This window comes from Olsenella phocaeensis, assembly GCF_900120385.1.
Taxonomy (GTDB): domain Bacteria; phylum Actinomycetota; class Coriobacteriia; order Coriobacteriales; family Atopobiaceae; genus Olsenella_I; species Olsenella_I phocaeensis.
The window spans coordinates 1,176,423-1,189,611 of sequence record NZ_LT635494.1 but is presented as its reverse complement, the minus strand read 5'-3'; the positions used below and the strand labels follow the sequence as shown (position 1 = coordinate 1,189,611).

The 13,189-nt window shown below is 59.4% G+C and carries 13 protein-coding genes; 9 read left to right on the top strand and 4 right to left on the bottom strand.

Translation table 11 applies throughout. The annotated features are described in order from the left end of the window. The first annotated feature begins 303 nt into the window (after nt 1-303). Entirely contained in the window at nt 304-1,929 is a 1,626-nt protein-coding gene (locus BQ7388_RS05725) for an alpha-glucoside-specific PTS transporter subunit IIBC (RefSeq protein ID WP_072499961.1), read from the top strand. A 124-nt stretch (nt 1,930-2,053) separates the two neighbouring features. Further along, the gene (locus BQ7388_RS05720; RefSeq protein WP_234946872.1) at nt 2,054-2,872 is read left to right on the top strand and encodes an HAD hydrolase family protein; all 819 of its coding nucleotides are present in this window, start codon (nt 2,054-2,056) and stop codon (nt 2,870-2,872) included. A gap of 309 nt (nt 2,873-3,181) precedes the next feature. On the opposite strand, the gene argC is transcribed toward BQ7388_RS05720, so the two are convergent. Continuing rightward, the gene (gene argC, locus BQ7388_RS05715) at nt 3,182-4,105 is read right to left on the bottom strand and encodes an N-acetyl-gamma-glutamyl-phosphate reductase (protein ID WP_234946871.1); all 924 of its coding nucleotides are present in this window, start codon (nt 4,103-4,105) and stop codon (nt 3,182-3,184) included. 152 nt (nt 4,106-4,257) lie between these two features. Here argC and BQ7388_RS13605 point away from each other — a divergent pair, with 152 nt between their 5' ends. The 5 genes from BQ7388_RS13605 (at nt 4,258) to BQ7388_RS05690 (ending at nt 8,805) form a co-directional block, all read left to right on the top strand. Next, on the top strand, nt 4,258-4,413 hold the full coding sequence (locus tag BQ7388_RS13605) for a type II toxin-antitoxin system YafQ family toxin (RefSeq protein ID WP_327196100.1): 156 nt from the start codon (nt 4,258-4,260) through the stop codon (nt 4,411-4,413). A 198-nt stretch (nt 4,414-4,611) separates the two neighbouring features. After that, nucleotides 4,612-5,529 (top strand): helix-turn-helix domain-containing protein, encoded by a 918-nt coding sequence (locus tag BQ7388_RS05705; RefSeq protein ID WP_072499958.1) that lies wholly within the window; start codon nt 4,612-4,614, stop codon nt 5,527-5,529. Between the two features lie 130 nt (nt 5,530-5,659). Further along, entirely contained in the window at nt 5,660-7,309 is a 1,650-nt protein-coding gene (locus BQ7388_RS05700; RefSeq protein ID WP_159430800.1) for an ATP-binding cassette domain-containing protein, read from the top strand. A gap of 142 nt (nt 7,310-7,451) precedes the next feature. Next, nucleotides 7,452-8,576: an IS3 family transposase gene (locus BQ7388_RS11545; RefSeq protein WP_083558281.1), complete on the top strand. Its 1,125-nt coding sequence runs from the start codon at nt 7,452-7,454 to the stop codon at nt 8,574-8,576. 28 nt (nt 8,577-8,604) lie between these two features. Then, nucleotides 8,605-8,805, top strand: coding sequence for a hypothetical protein (locus BQ7388_RS05690; protein ID WP_159430799.1), 201 nt, complete (start codon nt 8,605-8,607; stop codon nt 8,803-8,805). Nucleotides 8,806-8,896: 91 nt separating this feature from the next. Here the strand turns inward: BQ7388_RS05690 and BQ7388_RS05685 are convergent, their stop codons facing one another. Genes BQ7388_RS05685 through BQ7388_RS13600 form a run of 3 tightly spaced genes read right to left on the bottom strand, consistent with a single transcriptional unit; the run spans nt 8,897 to nt 10,880 of the window. Then, nucleotides 8,897-9,868, bottom strand: a complete 972-nt coding sequence (locus tag BQ7388_RS05685) for a TlpA disulfide reductase family protein (RefSeq protein ID WP_072499957.1) — start codon at nt 9,866-9,868, stop codon at nt 8,897-8,899. A gap of 24 nt (nt 9,869-9,892) precedes the next feature. Beyond that, nucleotides 9,893-10,816, bottom strand: a complete 924-nt coding sequence (locus tag BQ7388_RS05680) for a 4Fe-4S binding protein (RefSeq protein WP_072499956.1) — start codon at nt 10,814-10,816, stop codon at nt 9,893-9,895. Further along, on the bottom strand, nt 10,809-10,880 hold the full coding sequence (locus tag BQ7388_RS13600; RefSeq protein ID WP_254179316.1) for a CD1871A family CXXC motif-containing protein: 72 nt from the start codon (nt 10,878-10,880) through the stop codon (nt 10,809-10,811). Before BQ7388_RS13600 ends, BQ7388_RS05680 begins: the two co-directional genes overlap by 8 nt. Before the next feature lie 166 nt (nt 10,881-11,046). Between BQ7388_RS13600 and BQ7388_RS05670 the strand changes: the two genes are divergently transcribed. Both BQ7388_RS05670 and BQ7388_RS05665 read left to right on the top strand, forming a co-directional pair. After that, on the top strand, nt 11,047-11,718 hold the full coding sequence (locus tag BQ7388_RS05670) for a response regulator transcription factor (protein WP_072499954.1): 672 nt from the start codon (nt 11,047-11,049) through the stop codon (nt 11,716-11,718). Continuing rightward, the gene (locus tag BQ7388_RS05665) at nt 11,719-12,849 is read left to right on the top strand and encodes a sensor histidine kinase (RefSeq protein WP_072499953.1); all 1,131 of its coding nucleotides are present in this window, start codon (nt 11,719-11,721) and stop codon (nt 12,847-12,849) included. The last annotated feature ends 340 nt before the right edge of the window (nt 12,850-13,189 follow it).

Here is a 13,189-nt window from a genome sequence, read left to right as displayed (position 1 = left end):
CTCGGGCGCACCTTGTCTAGATCGATTGTGAGCACATAGTTACCTTGTACCGCAACCGTCCTGATGGAACTCCCCCTCCCGCGCATATGGATGAAAAATCCAGGAAGTGGGATGCCCGCCGAGTTCAAAGCAAATCACCCGGCAAGACTGAACAGTGACGCGAATCGCTTGGGATAGGTGCCAAAAAATATGACTTGTTTGAATAACATGTCCAAGAAGCTGCTATACTTGTTCAAACAAGATGACCGAAGAGGTCGGTCACGGGGCAGCATCGAGCTCGCACTCAGAGGAGGGACACGCGCCATGATGCAGAAGATCCAGAAGTTTGGCGGGGCGATGTTCACGCCAGTTCTGCTGTTTGCCTTCGCGGGCATTGTCGTGGGACTGGGAACCCTATTTACCACAGAGGTAATTGTGGGGCCGATAGCGGCCAAGGGTACCACCTGGTACAACGTATGGAGCGTGATCTTGGCCGGAGGTTGGACCGTCTTCAACCAGCTCCCGCTGCTCTTTGCCATCGCCCTGCCCATTGGTCTTGCCCGCAAGCAGAGCGGTCGCTGCTGCATGGAGGTCCTCGTCTCGTACCTCACATTCAACTACTTCGTAAATGCTATCCTAACTGCTTGGGGTCCGGCCTTGGGCGTCGACTTCACCGCCGAGGTCGGAAACGCCTCTGGTTTGGCGACGATAGGCGGCATCAAGACGCTGGACATGGGCATGGTTGGAGCCCTGCTCATCTCTGGGGTGGTCATCAGCCTGCACAACAAGTACTTTGACACCGAGCTTCCTGAGTGGCTGGGCGTGTTCTCGGGCTCCACCTTCGTCTACATGGTCGCCTTCTTTGCTATGCTCCCCTGCGCCATCATCTCTGTGCTGCTGTGGCCCAAGGTGCAGGTTGGCATGCATGTGTTTCAGGGTGTCATCATGAGTGCGGGCACCTGGGGGGTCACGATCTTCGTCTTCCTCGAGCGGCTGCTCATCCCCTTCGGCCTCCACCACCTGCTCTATGCCCCGTTCTACTACGACAACGTGGCCGTCAATGGGGGTATCTACGCGGAGTGGGCCAAGGCCTTGCCCCAGCTCGCTGCCTCTACCGCCTCCCTCAAGGAGCTCGCTCCTTGGGGCGCCATCACTGCGACGGGTTGGTCCAAGATCTTCGGTATGCCCGGCGTCGCCGCAGCGTTCTATGTCACGGCGAAGAAGTCCAATCGTAAGAAGCTCCTTGCCCTTTTGATCCCGATCACCATCACTGCTGTCCTGTGCGGCGTGACCGAGCCCATTGAGTTTACCTTCCTCTTCGTCGCGCCCCCGCTGTTTGCTGTCCACGCCCTGCTCGCGTCTTTGCTCTCGACCTGCATGAACCTAATCGGCATCGTGGGCGTGTTCTCGGGCGGACTCATCGAGATGGCGTCGTTCAACTTCATACCGCTTGCTGCCTCGCATGGCCTCACGTACCTGATGGCCATTCCCGTCGGCCTTGCCTTCACGGCCATCTACTTCTTTATCTTCCGTTTCCTTATTCTGAAGTTTGACTTCAAGACTCCTGGCCGTGAGGAAAACGAGGAGATAAAGTTCGGCTCCAAGAAGGAGTTCCGCAAGGCACATGGGATGGCGCAGTCTGTCGGCTCCGAGGACGCCGACGAGGCCGGCTCTTCCGCACCCGACATCGACACGAGCGACGAGAAGATGGTTCTTGCCGCGAACATCCTTGACCTCTTGGGTGGCGTGGACAATATCGTGGACGTCACCAACTGCGTCACACGCCTGCGCGTGAACGTGAAGGACGAGACCAAGGTAGCCGAGGACAAGGACTTCAAGTCCATCGGCACCATGGGCATCTCCAAGAACGGCAAGGCCATGCAGGTGATCATCGGTCTCAGCGTGACGAAGGTCCGCGAGCGCTTCGACAAGCTCGTCGGCAACGACTAGGGATTTGCTTGTCCCGAGGGTGTAAGCTTCCACCGGGGTCCCGTGCGGCTGTCGTGGGTCCCCGGTGGTTGATCGGTTGCAACGTCCGCCTCGCGTCGGGGCGGCTACTGAGATGGGGAGTGTCATGGCACAACCAGGCAAAGCGACGGTCTTCTTCGACATCGACGGAACCCTTGGGTGGACCGATCCCAACAAGCGCGATGCGCTGCCCGAGTGGGAGAGGGGCCTGTCGCCCACGCCCAGTCCGCGCGTCGCCGCAGCCATCCGCAGCCTGGTCGCCCGTGGCAACCACGCGTTTCTGTGCTCCGGGCGCTCGCCTGTGGGTATCCACCCCGACCTGGCTTCATTGCCGTTCAGTGGCATCATTGCGTTGGCGGGCGCCTACGTGACGATGGGCGATAAGGTGTTGCGCGATCGCCCCCTGTCGGCCGACGTCCTCGCCCACATCGACCGGGTCCTGGCTGCAGGTGGCTACGGCGCGCTGATAGAGTCCGCCCACGGTGCCGTCGAGCTGCGCGGAGGAGCCTTGGGCAGGCGCTCCGGCACGCCAGACACGATGGACGAGGCAATCGGACAGCTCCCGGACGGCTGTGCCTACAAGCTGGTCATCCGCAGTTCCGCCGCAGACGAGCTCGTCGCTGACCCCCAGCTGGGTTCCCAGCTGGTCGCCAGTCGCCTCGAGATGCAGAACTCCGAGGTCGGCCTCGCGTGCAATACCAAGAAGGCTGGCATCAAGGCGGTCCTCTCACATCTTGGTGATGACGTAGGAGTGACCTATGGCTTCGGTGACTCGGAGAACGACCTCACGCTCTTCTCTGAGGTGGACGTGAGCGTGGCCATGGGCAACGCCATCCCCGAGGTCAAGCGCCTCGCGGACTACGTCACCGATTCGGTGTCGGAAGACGGGGTAGCCTCGGGCCTCGAGCACCTGCAGCTCGTGTGAGCCTGGCTGGCAGGGGACCGCAGCGGGTCGCTGAGCTTGCTGCGGTTTGCTGCGCCACCTGTCGAGCGGTCGCGCCAATCCGGCCACAAATCCGGTCATCAATCCGGCCAAATGGGTACGCTAGCCCAAGATTTGACCGGATTTCCTGGAGGTGCGCATGGACGCTACTCGGCTCGCTAGCCTACCGCCTAGCTGCCCACCGACCGCTCGACTGAGGGACGTCCCCTGCTGTTCTTCAAGCTTTGGGGGTTGCCCTTCGGGGGCAGGGAGCGCGGAGCCAGATGCGGTGCCGACCACCGGGCCTGCGGGCTACTCCAGGCCGGTTGTCTCGTCGAGGCCGAGCGCGATGTTCATGTTCTGTACGGCTGCGCCCGCAGCCCCCTTGCCCAGGTTGTCGAAGAGTGCCGTCACGCTGATGCGCTCCGTGTTTCCGTAGACGGTGATGCGCAGCCGATTGGTGCCGACGAGCTCGTTCGCGTGGATCGTGGGAGGCGTGGGGTCAAACGGCATGACGCTCACGAAGTACTGGTCCGCGTAGTATCCTCGTAGCTCCTCGCAGACCTCCCTCGCGCTTGGCGCGCCCTTAAGCAGACGACTGTGCAGCATGATGGTGGTGGCCATGCCCTGACGGTAGTCATCGACGACGGGCACGAGCACGGGGGGCTGGGCAAGGCCGCAGACCCTCTGCACCTCGGGCAGGTGTTTGTGTGCGAGGTCGAGGCCGTAGAGGCCGGGAGCGTCGAGGGCGTCGTCGCGCCCGTCCTCCTCGTAGCGGGCGATCATACGCTTGCCCCCGCCCGAGTAACCCGTGAGGGAGAAGCAGCAGAGGGGATAGTCGGTGGGCAGGATACCCATGCGGACGAGCGGCGCTGCGACAGAGACGAGGCCGGTGGCATGGCAGCCCGGGCTGGCGATGCGCCTGCTCGAGGCGATGGCGCGACGCTGCCCCAGAGAGAGTTCGGGAAAGCCGTAGACCCACCCGTTGGCGGTGCGGTGTGCCGTGGATGCGTCGATGATGCAGACGTCGGGGTTCTCGACGAGCGAGACCGCCTGGCGTGCCCCCTCGTCGGGTAGGCATAAAAAGACGATGTCAGCATCGTTCAGGAATTTGCGGCGCTCCTTAACTTCATGACGCCCCTCATCGCTGATGCGTAGCAGCCTGAGATCCTCGTGCGCCTCGATGCGGCCGTGGATCTGGAGTCCTGTGGTGCCGCTCTGGCCATCGATATACACCTTGGTCCTGCTATGATGGTGGAGGAGCTGCTTGCCGATATATAACATAAGACCAACTACACAATTTCGGGATGATTTTAAGCGCCTGAAAAAGCGTGGCTTTGATATTTCTTTGTTGACCGATTATTAAAAAGCTAGCTGCGGGGAAGCCGTTGCCGGAAACGAACAGGGATCACCAACTTTCCGGGGACTATGTGGGGTATCGTGAGTGCCGCATTACGCCAGATTGGTTGCTAATCTACGAAACGGACAGAGACGAGCTGGTTTTATATCTTACCCGGACGGGATCACATAGCGATTTATTTTAGAGGATCCTCCCGGTTTTTGATGGACATGGGTTCTCGGCGCCAACGCAGTGCAAGAACATAGGATGACAACCCATGGGGCCGGTGATGGCGTCTGCACCGGTGTCTACCGAGAGGGGCGACGGAGACCGGCCTGACAGCATCGCGGCACAGCACCTGCCTGAAGCACACAGGGCATCAGGGCTACGATAGGCGGTAGCAATGGAAGACAACAACTCGCTGGGAAGCACCATTCGTCTGCTCAGAAAGGAGAGGCACCTCACGCAGGAAGAGCTTGCCGAGGGCATATGCTCGCCCGTTACCGTCTCGCGCGTCGAGACCGGAAGGCAGATGCCCACGAAGGCCGTGCTCGATGGCCTGCTCTCTCGTCTTGGGGCCAGCACCTACCAGCTTTGCGACGTCTACTACAAAAACGAGCGCGACAGCGAGTTCGCACGGGCTGCCAAGCGCACCAGGGCCCTGCTGCACCGTGGGAGATCGGACGAGGCGCGCGAGCTGCTTGACTCCATGGACGAGTCGTCTCGCGAGAGGCCAAGCTACCGGCAGCTCTACCTCATGCTGAACGCATCTACGCTCATCACGATAGATGGCAGCGAGCTGGGCCGAGCGCTCGACCTGCTCGACCAAGCCATCAGGCTGACCAAGCCGACACTGAGGCTCGATGACTTCAGGCACACGCTGCTGTCTCCGACGGAAGCCGAGTGCATAGGCCTCATGGTCCCGACACTGTGCTACCTGGGACGGCATGCCGATGCGTCACGTCTTGGCGAGGAGCTCATCGAGTCGATGGACAACCAGGACAATGGCACGCAGGACTGGGCCGACGACAAGATTGGCTGCGAGCTCAACCTTGCGCTGAGCCTCGAGCAGGAGGGGCGCTACGTCGAGTCCCTCCGCTACATCGAGCGCGCCCACAGCGAGGCTCTTGACGAGGGGATTCTCACATACATGCCCGTGATTCTCTACGCGGAGGCGCGCGTCAGGTATCGCGAGGGGCAAAGGGACGAGGCCTTGGGCATCCTTAGGCACATCGCCCCGTACATGGACCTCACAGGGCAGCATGAGCACGCTGCCGCCGTACGGAACTGGGTCCAGGAGAACATGGGCGTGAGGCTCTGACGCGAACGCCCGCACCCCGCCATCGTTGTGACATAGCGTCTCGCGAACGTCCAAATATACATCATTCGATATGGAGTCACGCCGCCATCCCTGCGATGATGCACGTGTCATCGTAAGGAGGCACATCAGTATGCGAGGAATGCGGTACATACGAAAGCACATCGGCACCAGGGGGCTTGCCTGCTTCTGCGTGGTCGATTTTCTCTTCTGCTTGTCATCGATGGGCATAGCGCTCCTGCTCAGCGCCCTGCTTGACGCCGCCACAGCCGCCGTGGCCGTTGGGGACGTCTCTCCGGTGGTGCGCCTAGCCCTCACATCGTGCCTGTACGCACTGGTGCTTGGAGCCCTGAGACTTGCCTCCGACGCCCTGAGGGCGCTCATCGTCAGGGACGCCATGGTCAACATTCGCGAGGGGGCGGCGCGCGGGATAATAGCGGGCGCGTCGTGCGGTCGCGTCTGCGACAGCGCAGAGCAGCTGACCGTCCTCGGCCAGAACATGGACGTGCTCGAGAACGACTGCATCACAGGCTCCCTGGGCATTCTGGAGTCCGTCTTCCAGATCACCATAGGCTGCATCATGCTCGTGCTGATCAACCCGCTCGTCGCGCTGATCTCCCTTGCGGGCATGGCTCTGCCGACGTTGGTCCCACAGCTCTTCGGGAAGCGCCTGTCCTGTCAGCAACAGCAGGTTGTCGAGGATGCTAAAAGCTATAATGGGCGCGTGCGCGACACCGCACAAGGGGGCGAAGTCATACGATCGTTTCATGTGGAGCAACATGTGCTCGACAAGTTGAGTGGGATGATTGGCCGCTACCAGAGGCATAAGGCCGACCTCAACATGACGATGGCGTGCGCTCGAAGCCTCGCAAGCGTCGTTGGCATCGCGATGCAGTTCTGCATCATGGGCATGACGGGCGTGTTCGCGATATGGGGCTACGTGACCATTGGCAGCATCGTTGCCGTCACGCAGCTCTCGGGCAGCGTCATCTCCCCTGCGACGGAGCTGTCAGACAAGATCAGCAAGCTCAAGTCGACCTATCCCATCCTCGACAGGCTCGACAAGCCGAGCGACACGCCGGGTGCCAGGCAAGAGATCGCGGTGTGCGAGCCGAGGCGCTCCATCGAGCTCGACGACGTGAGCTTCTCGTACGGCGATACGGACCCGGCCGAAGGCAGACTCTCCAATGCGCCCACGACCCTGCGCAACTGCTCGAAGCGCTTCGACGCTGGCAAGAAGTATGCCATCGTGGGCAAGAGCGGCTGTGGCAAGTCAACCTTGTTGGAGCTCTTGGGCGGATCCTTACGCCCCAGCTCAGGTCATGTGCTCGTAGATGGCAGGGCAGGCTGTGTCCCCGATGCGGCCTGGGTGCACCAGAACGTCTTTTTATTTGATGACACGCTGCGCGAGAACATAGGGCTTGGAGGGACGTTCACGGACGAACAAATAGGGAGCGCCCTGCGCCTTGCCGGCCTTGACGAGGTGATCGCCGCGCTGCCCGACGGGCTGGACACACCGGTCGGGGAGGGCGGGGGGCGCCTCTCTGGTGGGGAACGCCAGCGCGTGGCCATAGCCCGCGCCCTGCTCTACGGCAAGACGACGCTGCTCGTGGACGAGGCGACCTCGGCCTTAGACAAGGAGACTGCCGCACGGGTTGAGGACACGCTGCTGGCGCTCGACGGGGTGACCCTGATAGCCGTGACGCACCAGCTGGATGCGGAGCATGCCGCGCGCTATGACGAGGTGCTCGAGATGAAAGACGGTCGTCTTGCAGCCATGTAGCTGACCAGCTTTACCCCGACAGGTGACCTGGATCCAATGGTTGCGGCCATCAATATCGTACACTTTTGCCCCATATCGTGGTGGTATAGCTGCATTCATGCAATTTGTGTACACTGTTTTCAAGCATGACTGACGCCGCGCTGTGAACATCACCATCGATGGGCTGGCTGCCCTGCGGCTGATCCGCGCGGTACGAGCACAACGGATCGAGGACCTTGGTCCCGAGGTGCTCTCCCTGCGCACGGGCCTCTCTGCCCCTGTCTTTGCCGAGGGCAAACGCTGGTCTGCCAAGCGTCTCTCAGCGGCCTTGACGCGCTTTGGGGACCTCTGCCCTTTTCCCACAAAACGACCACTCGACATCGCGGTTCCCACCAAGGACAAACGCCTGCGCATCTCTGGGATCAAGAGCCGCGTATACGGACACCCACTTCCCAAGAACGCTTTCGTCGATCTTGGCTGCGGCGTCTCTGCGGCAGGGCCCGAGCTTCTGTTTGTCGAGATGGGCGCCTTTATGCAACCCGCAGTCCAGCTTATGCTGGGCCTCGAGCTCTGCGGTCGCTTCTCTCGCGATCCCATGGACCCGCGCGATGGTGAGGTGAGTTTCAACATTGAACCCGCGACCACGCCAGAGGCCATCCTCTCAAGACCTCATCAGGCGCGACTTCACGGCCCCGGTGCCTACCGTCAAGCTCTGCGGGGACATCACCTGCCTGCGCACGGGCGAGGGCTGGCTTGCTCGCGGCAAAAACCGCTAATTGGTGGGTCCATCACCTGCCTGCGCACGGGCGAGGGCTGGCTCTACCTGGCAACCGTGATCGACCTTGCCACCCGCACGGTCGTGAGCTGGTCGATGTCCGAGCGCATGACGGCCGACATCGTCGCTGCCGCCTTGGGAAACGCCAAGGGGCGCGGATATGTGGCCAAAAACGCCGTATTCCACTCCGACAGGGGTTCCCAGTACACCAGCCGAATGCTTTTGGACTGGGCCGAAGAAAACAACGTAAGGCTCTCATGCTCTAGGACCGGCAACTGCCACGACAACGCGGTGGCAGGATCCTTCTTTGCGACGTTGAAGAACGAGATGTATTACAGACGCAGCTTCAAGACCAGGGCCGATGCTAGGCGGGCGGTTTTCAACTACATCGAGGTTTTCCACAACCGCAGAAGACCCCATTCGACGATGGGCTACCAGGTACCCGGCGAGCTCATGGACACCTTCTTCGCGAGGACCGCCCCGGGCTGGGGGAAGCTGCCCATAGCAGCGTGAAATCCCCCACTTTCCCGTGTCCGAAATCTTGGCACAGGTCATTCCGAACATCCTGACAAGAACTGCCGAGGAGAGCGACCAGGTGCTCCTGTTGAGCGGAAAGAACATCCGCATCGAGTGCCTTGACGGTAGCCTGCAATGCGGGCACGACGGGGGCGACGGGCCAGAGCTACCCATTGACCTGGTCATCCTGCCTCAGCGCGTCAGAATCTTTGCTCTGAGGGGATAGTGCGGGAGTATCTAGACAACAGTGCGGCTGCGCGGTGGTGTGCCACGCAGCCGCAGATGCTAAGCTCATTGCGTTATATTGTCGTCGAACCCTACTTTGCGCTGTTTGCAATCGCCTGATCAATCAGCTTGTCCAGTGCCTCTCGCTGCGCAGCAGACGTGATTGCGCCTGCGATTGGCTCTCCCACGATGTTGCCTTTGCTATCAACAACGTAGGTAGTCGGGAAGGAAAAGAGCCCCGAGACAAGCTTGCCTGCATCGCTATCCGTCTTGAACCAGACGTTTTTGTATGTAATACCCTTCTTCGATAGGACATCCTTAGCGTCCGATATCTCACCCTGGTTGCCGTCGAGCGTAAAAGAGTTAACACCTACTACCTGGCCGCCCTTTTCGGCAAGCTTCTTGTGAAGCGCCTCCAGCTCTCCAAGCTCTTCCACGCACGGCTTGCAGCTGGTAAACCAGAAGTTCATCACAGTCACCTTGCTCTTTGAGAAAAGCTCATCGCTGCTTACGTCGTTGCCATCGAGATCTTTGCCCTTAAAGCTGGGGAACTTGGTGGACTTACTTGTATCGCCTGTCATTCCCGCGCTCGACGCATCAACACTATCGCCTGATTCAGGTGCTTTTACGCAGTCGGGGAACTTCTTTTTGAGCGCCGTAAGTTTATCCTCAATCTTTTTGATCTGCTCGGCCCCTGCCTTAAGCACGTTGAACTCGTCAGTCGAGAACTTATCCTTGGCACTTTCCACAGTAGAAAGCAGGAACTCACCGTAATTTGAGCCGTTCCCTATCATCGAGGAATCCTTGTTTGCCTCAGCAAATACCTTTTCCCACAGCTCCTTGTCGCTTGAGAAAATGTCGTTTTCCTTTTGCATGAGCCTGTTGTACAGATCGGTCGCTTCCTCGGCGTTCTTTGGCTCCTCTGCAATAAAGGCCTCGATGTCCGCATCGCTTCCTGCTGGCTTTCCCTTATCAGCTCCGGGCGTCGAGCAGGCTGCAAGACATAACACCAGCGCAGACATCACCAGTGCGACTGCAATCTTTGGTAGCTTCATAACACTCATAACTTTCCTCCATTTTCTTAAAACCTAAATCTTTGCTTTTACGCGCTGCTTCTCCTCGCGTGGTTGAGAAGACTGCTTGTCCGGCAGGCTTAAGCCGTAGCGAAACTTAACGGCACCAACGGGACAGGCGCTTACGCACTTGCCGCAGCGAATACACTCGGCATGGTCGGGCGACCGCGTGACATCAACGTCCATCTTGCACACCCTTGCGCACCTACCGCACGAGACGCACTTATGCTGGTCAACGCGCATCCCTAGCAGGGATACCTTATTCATGAGCGCGTACCATGCGCCAAGTGGACAGATCCATTTGCAAAAAGGACGATAGAAGAGCACGCTTAGCACAACCACCATCACCAAGATGATGAGCTTCCAAGTAAACAGCCGGCCTAAAGCAGAGCGTATGCCGGCGTTAACGATAGACAGCGGGATTGCGCCCTCAAGCACCCCCTGCGGACAAACGTACTTGCAAAAGAAGGGGTCGCCCATTCCCATATCGTTTACGACCAGCGCGGGAAGCAAAACTACAGCAAGCAGCAGCACGGCGTACTTCACATACCTGAGCGGCTTGAGCTTTTTTGTCGATAGCTTCTTGCCGGGAATCTTATGCAGCAGCTCCTGCAACCAGCCAAACGGACACAAAAACCCACATACGAAGCGTCCCAGCAGCACGCCGATTAAAATCAGCGTTCCCGTCACGTAATAGGAAAAGTTGAACTTTGAGGAACCCACCACCGCCTGAAACGAGCCTATGGGACACGCGCCCGAGGCCGCCGGACACGAATAGCAGTTGAGGCCAGGCACGCAGACCGTTTTGCCCGCACCCTGATAGATGCCGCCCCTGACGAAATTGGGCAGGTGGACATTGGTGAGCAACGTCGCCGCCGCTTGCACCCAAGAGCGAAAACGGCTCAAAAGATGTGAGGCGGAGTTTTTTTTCTTATCCAATTCCGATACACTCCAAGCATAATCTGATAGCCTTAGCCAACACGGCGTCTGCCTCGCCGCGCATAACGCCAAAGCACACCATGGTTATCCCGATGACCAGCAAGGCAAGCTGAGCTATGGGTTTTATTGCTTTGAACAATTTGGTCGCTCCTTTCGTCTTGCGTACCATTGGACCATACTGGCCATAAAATCTTTGTTAAGCGTGAAAAGACCTGCACGAGAAGAGTGTCATGCGTATTTTGGTTGTCGAAGACGAGCGGGTGCTGTGCGACGCGATTGCGCGCAGCCTGCGAAATCTTGCCTATAGCGTTGATTGCAGCTACGACGGGCGCCAGGCCTTAGAAATACTTGCTGTCGAGAGCTTTGACCTTGTCGTGCTCGACCTCAACCTTCCCCATGCCGACGGCATGACCGTGCTCAAAACCCTTAGGAAAGATGACCGAGAGACCAAGGTACTCATCTTGTCAGCCCGCTGCGAGGTCGCCGACAAGGTGGCGGGCCTGGACGCAGGGGCCAACGACTATCTGACCAAGCCGTTTCATCTGGATGAGCTCGCGGCGCGGATTCGCAGCCTGACGCTCAGGCGCTTTACACAAGACGATGTCGTGCTGACTTGCGGAAGTCTTTGCTTCAACACCAAGTTGCGCATGGCGACCGTCGACGATGAGGTCTTGTCTCTGACCCGCAAGGAAATGGGAATCCTAGAGTATCTCATGCTCAACCAGGGGCGCCCGATAAGTCAGGAGGAGCTCATCGAGCATGTGTGGGACGGGAGCGTGAACAGCTTTAGCAATTCGGTGAGGGTACACATCTCGTCGCTCAGGAAAAAGCTGCGCTGCGCCTTGGGGCACGACCCCATCCGCAACCGCATTGGAGAGGGCTATGTAATGGAGGAGGTCTAAGTGAAGCGACTCTCGCTGCAATGGCGCATTACGCTGATGACGGCGCTGGTTTTGTGTCTGACCTGCGTGCTCATGAATTGCCTGATCGGCTACTTAGGCATGCGCTCCATGGAGTCGATTGGCATCGGCCTGACAGCCCGCGACGACATCAACGGGGGCGACCCCACGTCGTTTGACCCGGCGAGTGAGGAGATAGACCACGAGCTCACGATCGTCGTGAGCGATGCGCAGGGGTCCTTTAGCACGGCCAGCTGGTGCATAACGGCAGCAATGACGCTGTTTGGAGGCATCCTGGCGTATTTTGTAAGCGGATGTGCACTCAGGCCGCTGAGGTCCTTTGCGACTCAGGTCGAAAACGTGCGACCCGACAATCTGGCTGACATGAAGATCACCGAGGATGTACCGTCGGAGCTTGGGCGTTGCAGCGCATCATTCAACGACATGATCGACCGCCTTGACGAGGGTTTTGCCGCGCAGCGGCAGTTCACGGGCAACGCCGCGCACGAGCTGCGGACGCCGCTGGCGCTGATGCAGGCCCAAATCGAGCTGTTTTGCTCCGAGCATCCCGATGCGCAGCCCGACACGGCTATCCTGCTCGGCTCGTTGCAGGAGCAGACCGAGCGAATGTCTCAGATGACAAGGACACTGCTCGAGATGAGCGAACTTTGCAGCGTCTCCTGCAACGACATCATCGAACTTGCACCGATGGTCGAGGAGGTTCTTACCGACCTTTCCCCCCTTGCCGAGCAAAGGGGCATCGCCCTCACATGTGATGGAGAAGCCCAGGTGCCTGGCAGCGACACCCTGCTGTATCGCATGCTGTTCAACCTGACCGAAAACGCCATACGATACAGCCGCTCCGATTCCACCGTCAGCGTCTCCGTCTGCGCGAAGGACGACCGCGCTCTCGTGCGAGTGGAAGACAGCGGACCTGGGATACCCAGCCAGTACCAAAAGAGCGTCTTTCAGCCCTTCTTCCGTATCGACACGTCGCGTAGCAGGACATATGGCGGAGTTGGCCTCGGCCTTTCTCTGGTCTGGGAAATCGTCGCCCTTCACGGCGGCACGATAGAGGTGGAAAAGAGCTCCGAGAACGGGACCACCATGCTTGTAACACTTCCACGTAGGTAAGTGCTGCTACATGGCAATCGCACCCGATGGTTGCCGAAGCAGGTAGACGCTTGGCATGTGCCAACAGCGCGCAAATTCCGCTTTGTCAAAATTACGGAAGTATTTTAATATTTACTTCCGTAAAAGAATAGGAATTAGCATTAAATCCTCTGGGAGGGGTGTGCGGACGATTTCCTGGACCGCCTAGACTGTCAGCCCCAGACGCCTCCGACGCTCGTCCGGCGTCTCCCAGACCCAGCGCCCGCCCTCGCGGCAGCGCCTCGACCGCCCCTCCCGATAGTGTCGCAGCCAGCCGTCGGGCCTCCCCACGGGCTCCTCCGCCGTGACCCCGCCCCAGTCC